This window comes from Schaedlerella arabinosiphila (assembly GCF_003885045.1).
Lineage (GTDB): Bacteria > Bacillota > Clostridia > Lachnospirales > Lachnospiraceae > Schaedlerella > Schaedlerella arabinosiphila.
This window is the reverse complement of the sequence record NZ_RHJS01000002.1, coordinates 5,513,837-5,533,119: the sequence shown is the minus strand read 5'-3', so window position 1 is coordinate 5,533,119 and position 19,283 is coordinate 5,513,837. Positions and strand designations below refer to the sequence as shown.

At 48.2% G+C, this 19,283-nt stretch carries 17 protein-coding genes; 5 read left to right on the top strand and 12 right to left on the bottom strand.

What is annotated here, in order from left to right; translation table 11 throughout:
• Nucleotides 1-2 precede the first annotated feature (2 nt).
• From EBB54_RS26040 to EBB54_RS26030, 3 genes are all read right to left on the bottom strand, one after another.
• Complete coding sequence (locus EBB54_RS26040) at nt 3-194, bottom strand: hypothetical protein (protein WP_125129596.1); 192 nt, start codon at nt 192-194, stop codon at nt 3-5.
• Entirely contained in the window at nt 187-1,050 is an 864-nt protein-coding gene (locus tag EBB54_RS26035) for a hypothetical protein (protein WP_125129595.1), read from the bottom strand. The genes EBB54_RS26040 and EBB54_RS26035 overlap by 8 nt, the downstream gene beginning before the upstream one ends.
• Before the next feature lie 78 nt (nt 1,051-1,128).
• Nucleotides 1,129-2,052: an AraC family transcriptional regulator gene (locus EBB54_RS26030; RefSeq protein WP_162307207.1), complete on the bottom strand. Its 924-nt coding sequence runs from the start codon at nt 2,050-2,052 to the stop codon at nt 1,129-1,131.
• Between the two features lie 189 nt (nt 2,053-2,241).
• Between EBB54_RS26030 and EBB54_RS26025 the strand changes: the two genes are divergently transcribed.
• Nucleotides 2,242-3,828, top strand: a complete 1,587-nt coding sequence (locus tag EBB54_RS26025; protein WP_125129593.1) for an AAA family ATPase — start codon at nt 2,242-2,244, stop codon at nt 3,826-3,828.
• Nucleotides 3,829-4,080: 252 nt separating this feature from the next.
• Here EBB54_RS26025 and EBB54_RS26020 read toward each other — a convergent pair whose 3' ends face one another.
• The 3 genes from EBB54_RS26020 to EBB54_RS26010 are packed head-to-tail and all read right to left on the bottom strand — an operon-like array spanning nt 4,081 to nt 7,827.
• Nucleotides 4,081-5,514, bottom strand: coding sequence for a sulfatase family protein (locus EBB54_RS26020; protein WP_125129592.1), 1,434 nt, complete (start codon nt 5,512-5,514; stop codon nt 4,081-4,083).
• Nucleotides 5,515-5,532: 18 nt separating this feature from the next.
• Nucleotides 5,533-7,053, bottom strand: coding sequence for a sulfatase-like hydrolase/transferase (locus EBB54_RS26015; RefSeq protein ID WP_125129591.1), 1,521 nt, complete (start codon nt 7,051-7,053; stop codon nt 5,533-5,535).
• A 33-nt stretch (nt 7,054-7,086) separates the two neighbouring features.
• Complete coding sequence (locus tag EBB54_RS26010; protein WP_125129590.1) at nt 7,087-7,827, bottom strand: Crp/Fnr family transcriptional regulator; 741 nt, start codon at nt 7,825-7,827, stop codon at nt 7,087-7,089.
• Nucleotides 7,828-8,135: 308 nt separating this feature from the next.
• On the opposite strand from EBB54_RS26010, the gene EBB54_RS26005 reads away from it, so the two are divergent.
• From EBB54_RS26005 to EBB54_RS30285, 4 genes are all read left to right on the top strand, one after another.
• Complete coding sequence (locus tag EBB54_RS26005) at nt 8,136-9,497, top strand: MFS transporter (RefSeq protein ID WP_125129589.1); 1,362 nt, start codon at nt 8,136-8,138, stop codon at nt 9,495-9,497.
• Between the two features lie 30 nt (nt 9,498-9,527).
• Nucleotides 9,528-10,352, top strand: a complete 825-nt coding sequence (locus EBB54_RS26000) for a purine-nucleoside phosphorylase (protein ID WP_125129588.1) — start codon at nt 9,528-9,530, stop codon at nt 10,350-10,352.
• A 124-nt stretch (nt 10,353-10,476) separates the two neighbouring features.
• Complete coding sequence (gene deoC / locus EBB54_RS25995; protein ID WP_125129587.1) at nt 10,477-11,136, top strand: deoxyribose-phosphate aldolase; 660 nt, start codon at nt 10,477-10,479, stop codon at nt 11,134-11,136.
• An 11-nt stretch (nt 11,137-11,147) separates the two neighbouring features.
• On the top strand, nt 11,148-11,294 hold the full coding sequence (locus tag EBB54_RS30285; protein ID WP_154677814.1) for a hypothetical protein: 147 nt from the start codon (nt 11,148-11,150) through the stop codon (nt 11,292-11,294).
• A 59-nt stretch (nt 11,295-11,353) separates the two neighbouring features.
• Here the strand turns inward: EBB54_RS30285 and EBB54_RS25990 are convergent, their stop codons facing one another.
• From EBB54_RS25990 to EBB54_RS25965, 6 genes are all read right to left on the bottom strand, one after another.
• Nucleotides 11,354-12,136 carry a Crp/Fnr family transcriptional regulator gene (locus tag EBB54_RS25990; RefSeq protein WP_125129586.1) on the bottom strand — a complete coding sequence of 261 codons (783 nt, stop codon included), beginning with the start codon at nt 12,134-12,136 and terminating at the stop codon, nt 11,354-11,356.
• Nucleotides 12,084-13,661 (bottom strand): sulfatase family protein, encoded by a 1,578-nt coding sequence (locus EBB54_RS25985; RefSeq protein WP_125129585.1) that lies wholly within the window; start codon nt 13,659-13,661, stop codon nt 12,084-12,086. Before EBB54_RS25985 ends, EBB54_RS25990 begins: the two co-directional genes overlap by 53 nt.
• On the bottom strand, nt 13,648-15,021 hold the full coding sequence (locus tag EBB54_RS25980) for an MFS transporter (protein WP_125129584.1): 1,374 nt from the start codon (nt 15,019-15,021) through the stop codon (nt 13,648-13,650). Before EBB54_RS25980 ends, EBB54_RS25985 begins: the two co-directional genes overlap by 14 nt.
• Nucleotides 15,022-15,274: 253 nt before the next feature.
• Nucleotides 15,275-16,195 carry a hypothetical protein gene (locus EBB54_RS25975; RefSeq protein WP_125129583.1) on the bottom strand — a complete coding sequence of 307 codons (921 nt, stop codon included), beginning with the start codon at nt 16,193-16,195 and terminating at the stop codon, nt 15,275-15,277.
• A complete protein-coding gene (locus tag EBB54_RS25970) occupies nt 16,185-16,730 on the bottom strand; it encodes an RNA polymerase sigma factor (protein WP_004079861.1) in 546 nt (181 codons plus the stop codon). Before EBB54_RS25970 ends, EBB54_RS25975 begins: the two co-directional genes overlap by 11 nt.
• A 190-nt stretch (nt 16,731-16,920) precedes the next feature.
• On the bottom strand, nt 16,921-19,218 hold the full coding sequence (locus tag EBB54_RS25965) for a family 78 glycoside hydrolase catalytic domain (RefSeq protein ID WP_125129582.1): 2,298 nt from the start codon (nt 19,216-19,218) through the stop codon (nt 16,921-16,923).
• Nucleotides 19,219-19,283: the final 65 nt, after the last annotated feature.

Genomic DNA, 19,283 nt, shown 5'->3' with positions numbered 1-19,283 from the left:
TATTAATCCGCCCTGTGAAATCGGATCAGCTCTTTCGCTTCAGATCTTTCCTCGAAATGTGAAAATGTAGAAATGCGCGCGGCAGATGCGTGAAATTCCACCTTTTGCTTCGGCATAGTCATTGTTTTTCTTCCTCTTGCTTTTACTGCACTTTGGTTTTTTGTCATTTTTACAGCAGATTTTAACTTACTCATTTTTATTCACCCCAGCCTTCACTTTATCAGAAAACCCTTTTACCAAATCCTCCGCAAATGATTCCGTTATATGATGAATGAACACTTTAAAAGAAATTTGATTCAGCTTTTCCAGTGTGTTTACGATATCAATTTCTTCATCTGCATTTGTCGTATCAAATACAACAATTGTCAGCAATGTTGCTTCGTAGATTTCCTCATCCGACCTGGCAATCGTTCCCGGGATTACAGACTTATATAATTTCACTTCTGCCCCATTGTACTCAAATACATTATAAATCTCTGAAGTAAGGGGCCTGATTTCTTCCGGGAGTCTTCGCTTTAACGTATAACCAATATCTCCGAAAGCCTGTTTATCAAAGCATTGGTATACACGGTATAACGAGCTGCAATAAATACTGTCCTTTTTGATAAGATAAACATTTTCCACTTCAAAATATTCCTGCTCCGCAAAAAGACGGACCAGCTCTGCCAGAAGCATAATATTGCTTTTTAAATTATGCGTTGCTTCATATGAAAGTGTAATCCCAATATAGAGACGGCTTATTGTAATACATTCCGTACTGTCCTTGGAATAAAATCGAATTACGTGCTCCGCGTCTTTCATCCTTTTCTGTGCAAATATACTGATATTATGGCGCTCTGCATAATACTGGAGTTCATCCAATGAAAAAGGCTCTTCCGACATACTATACTCTTTCGGGTTTAAAATCTTTTTTATTTTTTCCTGGGCAGACTCAATGTCCTTTTTAGTAATGCCATGAAAGTCAACAAGCAGCTCTACCTGATCATAAATGTTCGCTTTAAAATGATCTGGTACAATATCGTATTTATTTTCTTTACCTATCCGGGTCACAATGAAGCCCTCCCTGTTAAATATAGTATCAGTGTACCACAGTTGGGCTTCGATTACTATTGCTTTTTTGTTAATAGCTTAATGCTGATATTTCTTCCGATACTCCCTGGGTGTGCATCCGTAGCATTTTGAAAATGCCTTCGCAAAGTGGCTTTTGTGGCGATAACCGCAGCGTTCCCCGATCTCCATGACAGTCTGGTCCGTATCCCGCAGGAGGTTTCCGCTGACCTCCAGCCGGTACGCGTTTAAAAACTGAAGGGGCGTCTGCCGCAGATACTGCTTGAAAATCCGGCGGCATCTGACCTGGCTGACGCGGGCGGATACGGCGATATCCTCAATGGAGAGATTTTCCGCGTAATGCCTGTGGATAAATGTGATCATCTGCTTCTGGATCTCCAGATCGTCGTTGTCATTCCGCGCTTCCCCTGGTTCTCTGTCAGGCTCGTCCGCAAACAGCTCCTGATACCGAAGAAACCTGCACCACAGGGTATGCATGACGGCAACAGCCTCCATTTCATAGGCGGTTTCGGCGGAATCCTTGCAGCCCACGATCTGCCGCATCAGCTCTGAGATCTCCCGGCCCAAAGTCTGGCTGGAATGAAAATGGACGTATTGAGGTTCCCCTTTTTCCAGAATGGGGGTAATGTATTTTTCACGCAGGAGCTTATTTTCCACAAACAGGGACGGGTGGAAGCGGACGCAGGAAAACCGGCATTCCTTTTCGGCATAGGGATAGCCGTAATGCAGTTGACGCGCATTTACCAGGAGCGTATCATTTTCCCGCAGGACAATGTGGCTGTCGTTGATGCAGTAACGCATCCTCCCCTCCCAGATGTAGATCAGCTCCAGATCGTCGTGCCAGTGGCAGGGCACACGTCTCTTTGGGCACTCCCTCAGATCCTTGGTGCGGATATACAGCGGAACTCCGGTGGAATCGTAGTCCACGTCCTCCTGCAGGTTTTTTTCAAAGCCGGTATGATCTGTGTGAGCTGTAAAATCCATTTGGGTAAGCCTCCTGTCTGTCAGTCGAAGATAAATCTTTACTATATAATAGTAAATGTTGAGACTGAAATCTACCACTTTTGGTTGTTTTTTTATAACAAATTTTCGCCTGGAAGAATACAATCCAGGCTTTTTTATATTGCGCAACCTGCCTGGAAATATTATAATGTCACCAGGAGGTGAGTACCTATGGGAACCTATCTGAACCCCGGAAATCATGGATTCAGCGGTATCAGAAATGATCTTTATGTAGATAAGAGCGGGCTGATCGGGCTGATCAACGACACGATCGAGACTCCCCGAAGGCTGACTTGTGTCAGCAGGCCGCGCCGTTTCGGAAAGTCTTTTGCCGCACAGATGTTGTGTGCATATTATGATAAAACCTGTGATTCATCCGGGCTTTTTGAGGATCTTGAGATTGCCGCGAATGACATTGAGAGCCATGAAAAATATCGAAATAAATTTGACGTAATTTACCTGGATATCACAAACATCATGGGAGAAGCAGGAACCGAAGAGTTACCTTCTTTTATCAGACGCAAAGTGACGGAAGAGCTTTCTGACGCATATCCCGGGCTGAAAACAGATGATTCCTTTTCCACAACCCTGATCAATGCCACGAAACTTACCGGGAATAAATTCATCGTGATCATTGACGAATGGGATGCACCGATCCGTGAAACACCAGCGGTTCAGAAGCAATACCTTTCCTTTCTGCGCACATTATTTAAAAGCAGCGGTACAACGGCCAGAATATTTGCTGCCGCATATATAACCGGTATCCTGCCCATAAAAAAAGATGGTACTCAGTCCGCAATTTCCGATTTCCAGGAATTTTCCATGGTCTGTCCAATGGAATTTGCGGAGTATGCGGGATTTACCGAGGCTGATGTACAAACGCTCTGTACAAAGCATCATCGGGATTTTTCACTGATGAAGCAGTGGTATGATGGGTACTCCCTTGATCCTGCTGGATCTGTTTATAATCCCAATTCCGTCATGAAGGCGCTTCGCAGCAATAAATTTTATTCCTACTGGACAGAAACCTCTGCCGCAAAAAGTCTGATGGGCTATATCAACCTGGGCTTTGACGGCTTATCGTCTGCCCTCGCCAAGCTGCTTGGCGGCATTGATGTCCCGGTGGATACCAACGGATTTTCCAACGACCTGGTCACCTTCCGGAATCAGGATGACGTGCTGACTCTGCTGATTCATCTGGGCTATCTTGCCTATGATGAATCAGCGAAAATGGTACACATCCCTAATGAAGAGATCCGGCTTGAATTTGCCAAAGCAATCCGGGAAGTGAAACGGGATGATACAATTCGGCGGGTTCGTGAAAGCGAGCAGCTTATTTATGATACGGTTCACAAAAATGCGGAAGCCGTTGCCCTGCAAATTCAGAAAATTCATGCCGAGGAAACCGCCATTCTATATTATAACGATGAGCAGGCACTGCGCAGTGTCATTAAATTGGCCTATTTCAGCTATAAAGACCATTATCTTAAATTTGAAGAGCTTCCGGCAGGGGACGGTTATGCCGATATTGTCTATTTTCCAAAAAAGACATCCCCCATGCCTGCACTGGTTATTGAATTGAAATGGAATCAGTCTGCAAAAGGCGCCATCGACCAGATTAAAGAAAAAAGATATCCTGCCGCACTGGCCGGTTACGGCGGCGGTATTCTGCTGGTCGGGATCTCTTATGAAAAGGATGGGAAAAAGAATGTACGCAGGCATAGTTGTGTGATTGAAGAAGCATCGAAGGACGTGTAAAGTCAACCGTTTACATTCTTATTAGAAAAGTCCTTTATAATGGTCAGACAAATTAGATGAATGCTTTTTTATGGCAGCTAAATGAACGCCTGTTTATACACCACTGTAGACAGGGGCCATTGGTAAATAGGATTTGTACACAATCTATTGCCAAATCTTCAATGATCTGCGGAATATATTGTGGAAATTCAGCTATTTTCCGACGGCCCCTCATAGTCATGATTGAAACTTAAATCTGCCACGTTTTGTTATTTATAAAAATGCACGCAGAACCTTTTCCTGAAACACAGACACCAGCCCGTCCTGGCTTTCCATCATATAGCCGTAGAGGTTCTTCCGGTAGGATTCGATCAACGCCTGATATTCCTTCCTGCCGATCAGGTTGTGGAGGCAGTCCGGATCGTGTTTGATATCATAAAATTCTTCCGGCGTACGGTATAAAAAGAACTCGACCCGCTTGCGGATCTCCTCATCCGTTTCCCCCGCTGCTTTCATGGCGTTGAACGTCAGGCCCGCCGTAGACTCGTTCAAAAATGGTTCCCCTTTTCCCGCCCATGCATTGTATATATACGAATACTCCGTGCCCTGCACACAGCGCATCGGGAAATGCCGTTCGCGTCCGGTTACTGCGTTCCTTGCGGTTTTATAGAACATGGTATAAATTGTATCATACTGGTGCTGCAGGCCCCCGGACAAAATCCCTCTCAAAGATGTTCCGTCAGCGCCTTCGATCGGGTTGATCCCCAGATAATCCAGTACCGTAGGGGTGTAATCAATGGATGAGATCAAAGCGCCGGTCCGGCTGCCGGCGGGTATCTGTCCCGGCAGCCGGAAAATAAACGGGCTTTTTGTACTGTTTACATAACAGTTCGTCTTTGCAAAGGGCAGCGCCGCGCCGTTATCGGACAAAAACATCACCAGCGTGTCCTCCCTGAATCCTTCGTCTTCCAGTGCGCAGAGTATCCGTCCCACCGCTTCATCCCCGCGGTGGACGGAGGAATAATAATCTGCGATCTCGCTGTGAACGTCCTCCAGATCCGGCAGGAATCCTGGTACGTCCACCTCCTTCGGCTCATAATACCGGCTGGATTTTACGTATTTTCCACGATAATATTCCCCCTGTTCCATGGACGGGTCAAAATCCACATTTTTTCCTGATTTGGAGAGATATGAGGGGATCTCAAATACGGAACCTGCAAAGGGGCGGTGCGGGTCATGTGAATTTGCCATTAAGAAAAACGGTTTGCCCTGTCCTCTCGCCTCACGCAGAAAATCCCGCGTGTGCTCATACATTTTCTCCGGATCGCGCCCCCAGTTTTCCTCCGGATTCAAGGTCTTGACCACAAAATCCCATGCAAATTTTTCTCTTGGCTGCAGATGATCCACTTTTCCGATAATTCCATTATAATACCCATAGTCCCGCAGTCTCTCTGTCAGTGTTTCGACGCAGTAATCAATCTCTTCGAATCCTCGAGCGCCATTTTTGTGGGGATATCTTCCTGTCAGCAGCACGGAACGCGACGGCTGGCAGACACCCACTGCCACGTAGGAATTTTCGCACAGCATCCCTTCTGCGGCCAGACGGTCGATATTCGGCGTGATATCCGAAACCTCGCAGCCCATACAGCCCATGGAATTATAATTCATGTCATCCACCGTGATCAAAAGCACGTTCATCCCGTTCATTTTCTTTCCGCCCCCTTTTTATTCCGCGGATGGATTGCCCAGCAGTTGTTCCAGCCGCACCGGGTCCTCTGCATTTTCCTGCTGCTCTGTCAAAAGCTTACGCATTTCCTGCTTTTTCGCGTCATACTCCGGAAGCACTGCCAGGTTTTTCAGTTCATAGGGATCTGCTTCCAAATCGTAGAGTTCATCCAATGTATCCTCGGTCGCCACATATTTCCACCTTCCGTCTGTCACCATACGGCCCAGAATGGTCACCCCGTAGCCATGGCCATAAGTCTCGCACAGCAGTGATTTTCGCCAGTGATCTGCACCCGGCGCATCTGGAGCTGCTAGCTTCATCAGACTCTCACCGTCCACCCGGTTTCCGAATGGGCATCCCGATACGTCCGCTATGGTGGCGGGAATGTCGCAGGTAAATACCAGTTTATCCGACTTCTGTCCCGGTGGGATCACGTCTTTCCAGTTCATTGCCATCGGAATGCGCATCACCTCCTGCGCCATGTGGGAGTCCTTGTCAAAATGTCCGCCCTGGCAGGCCAAAGCATCGCCATGATCTGTAGACCAGATGATCAGAGTGTTTTCATCCAGCCCCAGCTCTCTTATTTTATCAACGATCATCCCGCCTGCCGCGTCCAGCATGGAAATGTGCGCATAGCAATGGGCCAGAATATCCTGCCACTGCTCCCATGGAATTGGATTTGGATAAATGATATTTTTCCCGTCGCCGATCGGCTTGTTCGCTTCTTCCTTCAGCGTATAGGGCTTGTCATGGAGATCGTTGTCAAAATTCGGATACTGGGCGATCTCTTTCGGATCGTACATGTCCAAAAATTCCTGTGTCGGGAAAAAGGGCTGGTGTGGCCCCCAGAAATCTACCCGCAGGGTAAAGGGATGGTCGTCTTTTTTAGCCGCCAGCTCCTCCAGCTTCTCGCAGGCCAGATTTGCCAGGAAAAAGGATTCATGCGTCTCCTTCGGCGTCACCGTCACACCGACGGCATGCTCCCCGCACCAGAAGTCTTCGCATTGATACAGCGCGCCTTCTTTCAGCTTCGGGAAATAGTTCTTTTTCTGAAAGTCGACCTGCTCAAACACCCTCTCAATCCGGTGCTGCGCCCTCGGCAGCCCGCGCTTTTTCAAATAATCCTCATATTCTTTTGTATTGTACGGATTGCCGTATCCTGTCTCTGACAGTCCTTCGCAATGGTGGTCGTACGCGCACCCCGGACCTGCATGCCATTTGCCGAAATAATAGTTCTGATATCCGCCTGCCGCAAGATTGTCCAGATACACTTCGTGGCTGTACGCAGGGTCATTTTCATTATGTACCTGACCGTGGGTATGCGGATACAGAGCCGTAAGAAGGCTTCTTCTTGCCGGGCCGCACATCGGCGATACGCAGTAGGCATTTTCAAAAGAGATTCCATTTTCCGCAAACTTTTGAAAATGCGGACGCAGCGGGCCTGCGCTCCCCGCCCGCTCATGGCCGTGATATGCCTGATGATCATTTAAAATAAATACAATATTGGGTTGTTTTGACATGATATCCTCCTTTTTCAGGGAAGATCTCAAGGGCTATTCAAAATGGTATTTATAATTCATAAAATCACCGCACCGTGCGCTCATTTCCTTGATCTGCTCCTGAGTCACCACGATATTTCCTTTTACAACTGTCAAAAGCGCTTCCTTTTTCAGCTTATCCAGCGTCCGGTAAAAGCCGCGGATACTGATTCCGATTTCCTCCGCAATGTACGAGTTCTTCAGCCGGACCGTACACTCGGATTGGCCGCCGTGATGGTTTGACCAGTATACCATGAGATAGATCATCAACTGCTCTTCATTTGTATAAAAGAGTGCACGGTCCGCGCGGTATGATGCGTTCACCAAACGCCGGCACAGCACTTTTATGATTTCAAATCCCAATTCGGCCTCTTCCTTCAGGCTCCGGATAAAATATTCCCGGTCGATTTCCAATACCAGACAGCTTTCTTTTGCCAGATTATCGGAAAAAGTATAGTCTTCCTCCGGCATGACTGCTTTGTCTATGCCCAGAAACTGCGGGGCCTGTTTCAGATCCATGACGTTGTTTTTTCCGTCCTTTGAGGTGCGCATCATCAAAAACGATCCTGACAATACATAATACACTTTTTTCTCTTCCATATATTCAGTTGTAATGTACTCGTTTTTTGAAACCCTGCGGATCTTCATCCTGTCATTCAGTAATTTTTCAACGTGTTCCTGTTTCAAACATGTTCCTTCTTTTTGTTTTTCCTTTGCCAGCAATACAATTTGAAGCAATCTGTTTTTCTCTTCCATCTTCTTTCTCCAAAGACTTATATTTATGATAATGGGCCGGGCTTCTCCAGGCTATGCCAGTTGGCACAATCTAAAATATTTTTTTCCAACTGTCGGATTTTTATCATTTTATTTCATTGTGTGCCAAATGGCATAGCCGGAGGGACTATTTCCGCTTTATAATAGAATATATCAATTGCTGCATCAATTGTCCACGTAAATATGAAAAGATCCCTGGCCGTAATGATTCATGGCGCCGTGAGTCAGGCCGCAGACAGGTGGACTTCGTCCGACAACTTACTACAAGAAAGAAAAAGGAGACCATTATCATGGAACAAACGCAACGAAAAGCAGCTTTCCCGGACATATTCAAATACTCTTTCGGCGGTCTGGGCGTCCAGATGACATCTACCCTTGTTATGTCGTATTTAACATTTTTCTACACCGATATCTTCGGAGTCAGCTCAATGGCTGTAGCCGGGCTTATGCTGGCCTCACGGTTTATTGACGCGGTAACTGATCCCATCATGGGTATGATATCTGACCATACCCGCAGCAGCTTCGGACGTTACCGCCCCTGGCTGATGTTTGCGGCTCCGGTTCTCGGCGTCATTGTTTTTCTGCTCTTCAGCGCGCCGAACCTGTCGCCTACGATGAAGCTGGTATATGTCTATGTTGTTTACATATCCTATTCACTGGCAAGCACTGCTGTAAATATTCCGTATTATGCGCTGACCCCTGTGCTTTCTGATGATTTTTATCAGCGTACCGTAATTATCGCCTGGAAATCTGCGATGACACAGACCGGCAAATTTTTTGTCACGGTTCTCGCGCTTCCTCTTGTCAATCTCTTCGGCAGCGGAGCACAGGGCTGGGCGGCCTACGGCGCCCTGATCGGCGTACTTTTGACCGTTTCCTACTGGATTGCAGCCTGGGGAAGCAAGCCTTATGATACGATGAATCTGAAAATCAAAAAAGAACGCGTCAATTTCAAAAGTGAGATCCGGCTTCTGGTGAAAAACAAACCGCTTCTCATGCTTGTCATTGCCTACAGCACGGATATGATCGCAAACGCGACTCTGGGAGCTGCCAATATGTATTTTTTCAAGTATGTACTGCATCGCGAAGATCTGGTGGCCGTTGTCGGGTTTGCCCTGACAGCTACAGGAATCATTTCCATCCCGCTGATTCCGCTGATCAGCAAAAAATTCGGAAAGAAGCAGACTTACTGGTTTACCAGCCTTTTATCCATTATTCCGCTGGCGCTGATGTGGATCAAACCCCATTCTTCCGATTGGATGCTGATCGCATGGATGGCTGTCCTCGGACTGATTTCCAGTGTTCCGAGTGCTCTGGGATGGGCAATGCTTCCGGACTGTGTGGATTATGCAGAGTGGAAATACGGAATCCGCGGAAACGGGCTGGTGTCTTCAGCTTTTACGTTCTGTAACAAAATGGGAAGTGCTCTGGGCGGTTTTTTTACCAGTTTCCTTTTAGGTTTGGTTGGTTTTGTTGCCAATCAGGAACAGACAGAGATCGTATTGGGCGCAATCCTCTTCCTCCGTTTTGGTGTACCGATCCTGGGATATATTGCTTCTGTCATCTCCATGTCTTTCTATGAACTGACGGATACGCGGTATGCTGAAATTTTGAGTGAGTTGAATGAAAAGCGGGGAGTAGCACAGAAATAAAACCATCAAGCAAAATGTAGGAGGTTAACAATGAAAAAAGAAATGGAAATCATAGCAAACGCAGTGACAATCATCCGGAAGAGCACTGGTCTCGAACCGGAGATCGGATTGATCTTAGGGAGCGGCCTGGGGGATTACGCTGACCAGATTGAAAATCCGGTAGCCATTCCCTACCGTGATCTTCCGGGCTTTCCGGTTTCTACTGTAGCAGGTCATGCCGGACAGTTTGTCATCGGCATGTGCAAAGGCCGCTGTGTCATCGCCATGCAGGGACGTATTCATTATTATGAGGGTTACAGTCAGAAAGAGATCACACTTCCGGTACGGATTATGAAGCGTCTCGGTATAAAGAAAATGGTACTCACTAACGCCTGCGGCGGCGTAAATCAAGATTTTGCACCCGGGACCCTGATGATGCTCAAAGATCATATCAATTATTCCGGAAGCAACCCGCTTCTAGGAGAAAACTTCGAAGAAGACGGTCCCCGTTTCCCGGATGTCAGCCAGGTCTATAAAAAAGAATACCGGGAGGGCTTGAAGGCCGCTGCCAGCGCAAAGGGGATTCACCTGGAAGAGGGCGTCTATATGATGTTTTCCGGCCCCTGCTATGAGACTCCGGCCGAGGTACGGATGGCACGGACGCTCGGAGCGGACGCGGTTGGTATGTCCACTGTCCCGGAGGCGATTGTCTGCGCGCACTGCGGTATTCCTGTATTGGGAATCTCCTGCATCACCAACTTCGGCGCCGGTATTCTGGACCAGCCCCTGAATCATGAAGAGGTCGTGGAGACGGCGGCCCGCGTCAAAAAAGCATTTGTAGATGTGCTGGACACGGCGCTGACAGAAGTGCTGTAAGGAATCGTTTCAAAAAACATACCCAAGGGCACCCTATGAAACGGCCGAATGGCCATAATGGGGTACCCTTGGATATAAGCTATGACAGACAGCTCCAATCATAAACAGTTCAAAGGAGAAAACTATGGATAGAAAAAAAATATTTTCTGCAGTAGACCATACTTTATTATTACAGGAGGCAACCTGGGAGGAGATCAAACAGATCTGCGCCGATGCCTGCACATATGAGACGGCATCCGTATGCATCCCGCCGTCTTATGTAAAGCGCGCCAGTGATTATCTGGCCGGCAGGATTCCGGTCTGTACAGTGATCGGATTCCCCAATGGATACCAGACCACCGCAGTGAAAGTGTTTGAAGCACAGGATGCCATTGCAAACGGGGCCGCTGAGATCGATATGGTCATCAACATCGGTGATCTGAAAGACAGGGCATATGACCGGATTGAAGAGGAAGTCCGACAGATCAAGGCTGCCTGCAAAGAGAAGGTCTTGAAGGTCATTATTGAAACCTGCCTTCTGACTGACGAAGAAAAGATAAAAATGTGTGAGATTGTCACCAGTGCAGGTGCGGATTATATCAAGACATCCACCGGATTTTCCATATCCGGCGCCACCTTTGAAGATGTGGAGCTATTCTCAAAGCACGTCGGCCCGAAGGTGAAAATAAAGGCTGCAGGGGGGATCAGCTCCTTTGAGGATGCCGAAAAGTTTATGGAACTTGGAGCCTCCCGGCTTGGGACAAGCCGGATTGTGAAGCTTGCGAAGTCAGAACAATCTCTATGACCGCTTTACATATGCCACCACCAGATCCGGGAAGCCGGGCCTGTGATTTCACATTTTCACGGGAAGCAGGCAAGGAGGAGGATACCTATTATCTGAGAGTCACCCAGGAGGATGACCACCAGGCATGGTCCAGTCCGATCTGGATTCGGCAGTGCTAGGGCATCAGATAAAAAAATCTATAAACACAGGCTGAAGGAACGCCCGGCAGATCCCTCTGCTAAAAATCAAAACGCTCCTTCAGCCTGTTGATCTGTCCGGAGGACACTGCGATATTTCCCTTCTTTACAGAGATCAGATCCTCTTTCCGCCACGCATTTAAAATTCTGTATAAAGACCTTGCGCTGATTCCAGCTTCCTCTGCAAGGTTCGCATTTTTCATTTCAATTGTGCAGTCTCCCGCAGCATCATGATGATCTTCCCAGAATTTTATGATAAAATAGGCAAAAAGTTCATTTGCATCATAGAACAGAAGACGGTCGGATTTCTCTGAGATATCAGTCATCTTATCAATCGTATTTTTTATCATATATAATCCGAACCGTCCGTCATGCTCTACTGCTTCCAGAAAATATGCTGTCTTGATCTCTAAAACGATGCATTCCTCCAATGTTTTGTTTTCTGTAAAATTGATATTGGATGCATTCACTGCCCGGTCCACGCCGCTCCACACCGGCGCTGTTGACCGCCCCAAATTATTCATCTTTCCATTTCTGGAAATCCGATAATTGATATAGCTCCCACGGATCACAAAATATACCAGGCTTTTTCCATCCTCCATATAGAAGATCCGTTCCCCTTTGGGAACGATCCTGAGACGCATCTGGCTATTCAGAAGCAGACCTATCTCCTGCAGGTCTGCTCGTCCTTTTTTCTCCTCCACTATACGTACAATCTGGTACAAATCAGAATATGCTTTTTCTCCCATAGCTTCCTCCAATGCCCCTGCGTCAATCCAATATACTTCCGTCCAATGTTCCCCGTTTCGTAAAATACGAGACATCCAGCTCTTCCAGATTCACGACAGGTTCCTTCGCCGCAGCCCTTCTTACCTCTTCCTCCAGGCTAATGTACTCCCCGTCCTGCTTCCCCGGAAAGATCGGAGGATTATTCTCACGGTAAAAGCCCGGCGTGCCCTCTTCAAATTCCGCAAACCTTCCGTCCTGAACATATCCTTCCAACCCACAGCGTTTTTCATACTCTGTCAGCAAAAACCGAAGTTCCTCTTTTACCGCGAGGATCTCAGATCCTGGATTCTCATACAGCAAGTTGGTCGTTTCATCCGGGTCCTGCTCCATATCAAACAGCTCCTCCCGGCCGCCCCCATAATAATAATTATACTTATACCGCTTATTCCTTAAACAGATCCAGCGTTTATTTTCATGTCCATATTCCACATATTGAACCGAACGTTCCTTTTTTCCGCCTTTTATAAAAATAGATTCTCCCGGCAGGATTTCCGGTCTGGGATAAACAGCCCCGGCAATATCCAGAAATGTAGGCAGAAGGTCGTTGAGATCCACAAACCGGCCGTCTATGCTTCCGGCATCCAGCTTTTTCGGATATCTGGCAATAAACGGGATTCTGGATGCACTGTCATAGGGGAGCATTTTTTGAAATGTCCCATAATCCCCCAGCATCTCCCCATGGTCACTCGTAAACAGGATCAAAGTGTTGTCATATTCACCGGTTTCTTTTAAATAATCGAGAATCTTTCCGATATTATAATCCACAAATGAGATGGATGCATAGTACAGTTCCCTTGCCCTCTGCAAATACCTTTCCTCCGGATAATCCGCAATACATTTTTTTCCTTCTGCCGCCGTGGAAACAGGGGTCTTCGACGCCTTCAGGGGAGGCAGTTCTTTTCCTTTGTAGAGGTCCGCCCAGCCGTCCGGAACATCAAAGGGCGGATGGGGCGCTATAAAGCTGGCCCAGAGAAAGAAGGGCCGCTTCCCGGCATTTTCTTTCAGATAATGGATACTTCGCTCTGACACCCAGGAACTCCCGTGATGCGCTTCATCAATCAGAGAACGCTGGGGCAGCATATACAGCAGATGGCGTACCCCATGGATACTCTGCACATCACCGTATCCATTTTCTTTCAGGTACTTTGCGTATTCATCATCGTCCAGGTTTCTCGGGATCTCCTCCATCAGTTCCATCTTCGTGAACCCGTTATGTCTCCTGCAAGGCTGAAAATGCATCTTTCCAACCGCGGCCGTATCATATCCGCTGTCCGAAAGAATCTGCGGAAATGTGGGGAGATCATAGGGGATCACTTTTGGATTTTCCTCAAAATAATTATCATCGAATCCGTGATATCTGGCCGGAAGCCCGGTGATGATGTTATGCCTTGCCGCCATACACACCGGATTGCAGGAATAGGCGTTGGGATAGCGGCACCCTTCCGCCGCCAGCCGATCCAGATTCGGAGTGACCATAAAATCGTACCCCATCGCTCTTATTGTATCATATCTCTGCTGATCTGTCGTGATCAGGAGAATATTGGGTTTATGCATATCCATTCTCTTTCCCTCCTGCCCGTTCCTCCAGCGCTCTGCGGATCTCCAGATTTCTCTTGTCCGTCAGTTCATAAAAATGCATGGAAATCAAAGACGCTATGTATCCAAGGATCGGAACTGCGAATCGCAAACATACGATTACAAACAGCACGGTCTCTGTCTGTTCCTGATTCGCCACAAACCCGAAAATTCCCAGTAGGTAGCTTGCCAAAAAAGAACCAACCGCTCCGCAGAGCTTGTTCATAAATGAAAATGTAGAGGAGACCACACCGTTTCCGTTGACTCCGGTTATATATTCCGCATAGTCCACACAGTCCGGAAGCATTGCCCATGCCAGCGCGCTTGGAACCGTTGAAATCAGGCCGAACAGTGTAATCAGCACAAGCAGCGCAGAACCCGGTACGACCGGCTTGATCTGCAGAATGGCAAGGGGCAGGATCGACAGCAGGCTTCCCCACCAGTAGAGCCTCTTTTTCCCTGCTTTTTTTGTCAGATACGGAATCGCAAGGTTTGATAAGACTCCGGTCACCGTAAGCGCAATGGAAGTAATGGGAACAAGATCTACCCGGTTCAATACATATTTAAAATAGTACATATTCACAGCCAAAAGCGTAGAATTTGCGATCATGTCCGTTCCAAAAGCCAGCATCAGCATGAGCAGCGGCTTGTTTTTGGCAATCAGATACACTTCTTTCCGCAGATCCACCTTCGGTTTATCGATTGCCATGTCGATGGTGTCATAAGGTTTCAGCCCCCATGCAACGCACCAGAAGCACAGTGTGATGATCACGCCCACCAGCGCGCCGAATCGTCCCCAGCCGACAGCGCCGCCGCCGAACACCTCCACGATCGGCAGGGCGAAGGATGTAATAAACAGCCGCCCCACCTGGATCATCACGTTTTTCCAGGATACGACCATGGTTCTCTCCGTAGAATCCTTTGCCAGTACAGGAACCAGGGATGTAAACGGAATCCCGACCACCGTAAAAGCCAAGGAATACGAAATGTAAACGACGTAAATAAACACAACCTTCATCGCTGCCGAAAGCTGCGGCGCGCTGAAAAGCAGGTAAATCAGAACTCCTAATACCGGAGAGCCATAGATCAGATAGGGTCTGTAACGGCCTTTTTTTGACCGGGTGTGGTCGGCAATAAATCCCATAACCGGATCCGTCACGGCATCGATCACCTTGGTAACAAGCATCAGCCCCGCCACCGTCAGCGAACTGATTCCAAAAATATCCGTGCAAAAAAATGTAAGATATGTCAGTACGATCATATTGGTCATACTGTATCCAGCGCCGCCCATTGCATATTTTCCAAAATTCAAATAATCCGGTTTTTCCTTTTTTGTGCTGTTCATCACATTTCTCCTTTTTTCGAATATATCCTGGCCAGTTATTGATTGATGCCATTATATACAATCCATGTTTATGCTTTCTATGCCATCTGGCACAGCATATACATTTTTGTCGGAATGCACATTTTACATGTGCTTTTTTTGTGAATCCTGCACAACAAAGTAATTTTTTGTTCCGCTGCTACCGCAAATTCCGTAAGCTGCTTCCGGCTTCATTTAACAATAGAATGTATCTGCCTTGCGGATACTGAGCTTTTCACTTCTCCTGAGTCGATACTTGTATCTTCCCTTCCCGAAACGTAATCGGATCAGAGCTCACCCCCATCACGCCCACATAGTATTCCCCTGCTTTTTCCGCCGTCAGCGCAAAGGACACTTCCAATTCGTCCCGGTTTTCATATGCCTCTCCGTCCATCATCAGCCCATTAAAAATGTACACGAATGACACATTCTGTCCTTTTCCGAATCCGATTTCCGATGGATATTCCTCCACTTCAAATCTCAGAGTCTCCCCTTTTTTCAAATCCCAGCCGCTCCCGTCTTCTTTCGTAAAAATGACCATGGCTCCGTTTCTGAATATGACCTCCGGGGTTCGGTATTCTCCGTCCGCTTCCCGGACAGGAAATTCATCAATAGTAGCCGGAATATATACTCCATCCGCTACCTGGCGTATCACAGAGCTGATCCTCCAGTTGAACAGATCCGGGTCCGGGTCGCCGTATGCTTCGTACAGTTCATCCCCATTGACGAGCTTCCCGTCTGCGTCGTAAACGGACGCAATGCCGGTTTCCACTTTTCCTACCAGATCCCGGTTTGTTTCGTCCACCAGCTCGGCGCCGTCGATCCTGCGCATATTCCCCCTGAACCGGGCAAATGAAGCGGAGCAAAAAGCCGTGACAATGATTGCCGCAGCCAGGAGCCGTACCTTCCAGGTCATTTTGCGTGAACGCTTTTTCACTGTTTTTTTGCCCATTCCTAATCTGGATAAATCGGAAAATTCTCCGTCAGAAATGCTGCTGTTATGCCCGGGAAAGGATTTCCCATCGCCTAATACAGCTCGGATTGTTGTCTCGGCGGAGTATTCCTGAACCGCTTCTGCCGTCCGGTCATATTCCGCCAATAATTCGACCGCTTCCTCCGCAACCAGGTCAAATGCTTCGTACATACTAAGCTTCATAAGTATATCCTCCTTTCTCCAAAATGAACCGCAGTTTTTCTCTGCTCCGTCTCAGTTTTGTTTTTATTGTAGATATCGGCTGCTGCTCCTCCTCGGAAATCTGCCGGATCGTTTTCCCCTGAAAATAAAATTTCAGAAGCAGAACCTGGTTTTCCGTGCTCAGCTCTTTCAGTGCGTCAAGCAGAAGCTTTCGAAGCTCCACCTGGGAAAAGGAATCCGTAAATTCGCCCAGGATCTCTTCCTCCAGGGGCATACTGGAAATGATCTTCTTCTTTTCATTGAGCGCGGCGTTCCGGGCAATTGCACCGATGTACGGTTTGATTTCCTCGTCCTTTTCCATATGAAGGTTCTCCGCATGCTCCCAAAGCCGGAAAAACACCTGGTTGATCACGCCCTGTATGTCGATCTCCGGCAAATGCCCCTGGAGAATCGTATAAGTGATCGCGGCGACATAGGCGTTGTATTTTCTGATCAGCTCTTCCAGCGCAGACTGGTCTTTCCTTTTTAAACGCATCACCAATTCGCTGCAGGCCATCTCCCATCCCCCTTTCAAATATTGTCCCGCTGTACGGATGCAGTACAGAGGGCTGCGGGATCGACACCCTGTCCGTACATTGGGAAAGATATATTTTGTATTCTCTTACTATTATATACAATCCGGGGGATGAAAAAGTTTCAGATTACGCACTTTATTTTACATACCTATGAAGATGATTCCAAAGTTTTCAGCTCACCACTCTCTTCCCCGCTCTCTCCAGCTCAGACACATCAACCCTCATCTCCACGCCTTCCGGCACCTCTGTCTCCAGCACGATCTCCTCCTCTGCCTCTTTCACATGCACCCGAATCCGCCCCCGCACCGACTGGTAGGTACAGTCAAATTCATGTATGCTCTCCGGCAGGCAGGGCCGGATCGTGACTTTGGCGAAACCTGGTTCCTCTGGGATGATTCCTGCGATTCCGTTGTAATACCACTCAATGATATGCCCCATCATGTCATGGCAATGGCTTCTCGGATTGCTCTCCCAATATTCTCCCAATGTAGTTTCCCCGTCCAGGATAAATGCATAATAGCTGGGGTGTGTTTCCCGAAGGATAAAGCGGCTGACCAGCTCATTCATTCCATAGAGCCTTGCGCACTGGATGATATACGGCAGCCCGATCTCTCCGGCGATAAACGCGCCTTCCCTTTCCAGGGTATAACGCAGCGCCTGAATCACATCCTCTTTCCGTTCCTTTGGCACCATATTCCAGAACAACGGAAGGGCCTGCGCCGCCTGGGTCAGCAGCGTCTCTTCCCTGTCAACGCACCGGTAACACCAGAACCCTTTTTCCGGATGACGCACCATCAGCTTTGCATTATAATTTTCCCGGATCTCTTCCGCCTTTTCCAGCAGGCTTCTCCGATCCTCCGGCTTTTTCAGCACTTCCGCAAATTCCGCAAGGCACACCGCGTCTGCGTAGAGAAACGCAGTCTCGACATTTTCACGGGCCAGTTCATTTTTCGGATTGCCCCAGTCACCCAGTCCGTGATTGATAAAGCCCTCCTCATTTACCTTTGTCAGCAAATGCCGGAAATAGGACATCCCGGCGTCGTAATTGTCCTCAATGATACTCACATCCCCGTAAAACAGGTAATGCCAATAGGTTCCCAGAATGCAGGTGCTCCCCCAGGGAATGATGTCGTAAAAGCTGCCCATTCCCGGCACCGGCAGCACGTTGGGAATATAACAGGGGCATTGGGAAGGCATCAGCCCTTCGCCGGGATAGACCTTTTTCCCCTCGTAATTCAGAAAATAATCGTCCTTCGTATGCTGCGCGTACCGCATATCCCGGAGGAATTTTTCCCAGAGGAGCTTCCCGTCCTTCATATAAAAAATAGAACCCGCCATCAGGTGGTTGGGCTCCTGCCATGCAAAACGCTCGATAGTCGGGCAGTCCGTATGCACGCCCACCATATTTGCCTCCACGGTCTTTTCGATCATGTCGTAAATCCGGTTGTAACGCTCGTCGTCGCAGGAAAAGGTTCCGTCCGTCTTGTGGGCGCTGGTGATGGCGTGGGCACGCAGATTCCGGATCTCGGCTCCGCCCTCCTTCTCCACGGCCACGAACCGTCCGGCAAAATAGGTAAAGGTCATGCGGAATTTTTCCCAGACACCTTCCTGGCCGACGATGCAGGTAATACAGGAATCCACGGTGCACCAGCCCTTTGCCTCCTGATCCGCATCCCCGTTTTTCCCCAGCTTTTCGGCCGGATAGATGCGGACCGTATCGCCTGCGTTTCCCCGCACCTCCAGTTCCAGAATGCCGGACATATTCTGCCCGAAGTCGTAAATGTCCCGGATTTGTCCCGTGTCTTTCCCATTTACCTGATGGAGCAGCGTTCCCTCATAAGATTTGATCACTTTCACCGGGGGCATGGTCTGCTCCAGGATGTCCGCCCGGGGAACCTCATCCTCCGGCACGTACAGGGCCTGCTGCCACGCGCTGTCGTCAAATCCCGTTTCACACCAGCCCGGCTGGGCCAGTCTGCCGTCTATCCTTTCCGAGCCATAGACATTGCTCATCACCACCGGATGCTCCTTCACCCGAAATCGGTCGTCCGCGCCGATCACCTGCCGGGTGCCGTCTTCATATTCCAGACACAGCTCCATTGCCAGGATCAGGCTGTCGCCGCAGGGCCGGTAGGGGTTGGGATTGGGCGGCATAAATCCCGGAAATGTAAATGTATAATGCTCGTCGCACTTGATAAACCAGCCGTTTCCCACCTCCGCGCCGATCACATTTTTCCCGGGGCGCAGCATGTCTGTCACATCAAACAGAACATAGTAGATCAGTTTCCGGTAATCTGTCCACGCCGGGTCCAGCTCGTGGTCACTCACCTTTTTTCCGTTGATATAAAAATGAAACTGCCCCAGCCCGCAGACCTTTGCCGAGGCGCGTTTCACCGTTTTTTCAATCACCAGCTCCCTTCTTGCGTAAAAGGGTTTCGCAGTTCCATTTGTAATCCATTTTTCAAACATCGTTCCTTCCTCCTGGTACATTATGATACTACATTATAAACCTTCCCAGGACGGATGAACAGTTT

What these genes read in the sequence shown, in the direction of transcription:
- EBB54_RS26040 (WP_125129596.1), bottom strand. Translation starts at nt 194, where the DNA reads ATGAGTAAGTTAAAATCTGCTGTAAAAATGACAAAAAACCAAAGTGCA.
- EBB54_RS26030 (WP_162307207.1), bottom strand. Translation starts at nt 2,052, where the DNA reads ATGGATTTTACAGCTCACACAGATCATACCGGCTTTGAAAAAAACCTG.
- EBB54_RS26025 (WP_125129593.1), top strand. Translation starts at nt 2,242, where the DNA reads ATGGGAACCTATCTGAACCCCGGAAATCATGGATTCAGCGGTATCAGA.
- EBB54_RS26020 (WP_125129592.1), bottom strand. Translation starts at nt 5,514, where the DNA reads ATGAACGGGATGAACGTGCTTTTGATCACGGTGGATGACATGAATTAT.
- EBB54_RS26015 (WP_125129591.1), bottom strand. Translation starts at nt 7,053, where the DNA reads ATGTCAAAACAACCCAATATTGTATTTATTTTAAATGATCATCAGGCA.
- EBB54_RS26010 (WP_125129590.1), bottom strand. Translation starts at nt 7,827, where the DNA reads ATGGAAGAGAAAAACAGATTGCTTCAAATTGTATTGCTGGCAAAGGAA.
- EBB54_RS26005 (WP_125129589.1), top strand. Translation starts at nt 8,136, where the DNA reads ATGGAACAAACGCAACGAAAAGCAGCTTTCCCGGACATATTCAAATAC.
- EBB54_RS26000 (WP_125129588.1), top strand. Translation starts at nt 9,528, where the DNA reads ATGAAAAAAGAAATGGAAATCATAGCAAACGCAGTGACAATCATCCGG.
- deoC (WP_125129587.1), top strand. Translation starts at nt 10,477, where the DNA reads ATGGATAGAAAAAAAATATTTTCTGCAGTAGACCATACTTTATTATTA.
- EBB54_RS30285 (WP_154677814.1), top strand. Translation starts at nt 11,148, where the DNA reads ATGCCACCACCAGATCCGGGAAGCCGGGCCTGTGATTTCACATTTTCA.
- EBB54_RS25990 (WP_125129586.1), bottom strand. Translation starts at nt 12,136, where the DNA reads ATGTCTCGTATTTTACGAAACGGGGAACATTGGACGGAAGTATATTGG.
- EBB54_RS25985 (WP_125129585.1), bottom strand. Translation starts at nt 13,661, where the DNA reads ATGGATATGCATAAACCCAATATTCTCCTGATCACGACAGATCAGCAG.
- EBB54_RS25980 (WP_125129584.1), bottom strand. Translation starts at nt 15,021, where the DNA reads ATGAACAGCACAAAAAAGGAAAAACCGGATTATTTGAATTTTGGAAAA.
- EBB54_RS25975 (WP_125129583.1), bottom strand. Translation starts at nt 16,195, where the DNA reads ATGAAGCTTAGTATGTACGAAGCATTTGACCTGGTTGCGGAGGAAGCG.
- EBB54_RS25970 (WP_004079861.1), bottom strand. Translation starts at nt 16,730, where the DNA reads ATGGCCTGCAGCGAATTGGTGATGCGTTTAAAAAGGAAAGACCAGTCT.
- EBB54_RS25965 (WP_125129582.1), bottom strand. Translation starts at nt 19,218, where the DNA reads ATGTTTGAAAAATGGATTACAAATGGAACTGCGAAACCCTTTTACGCA.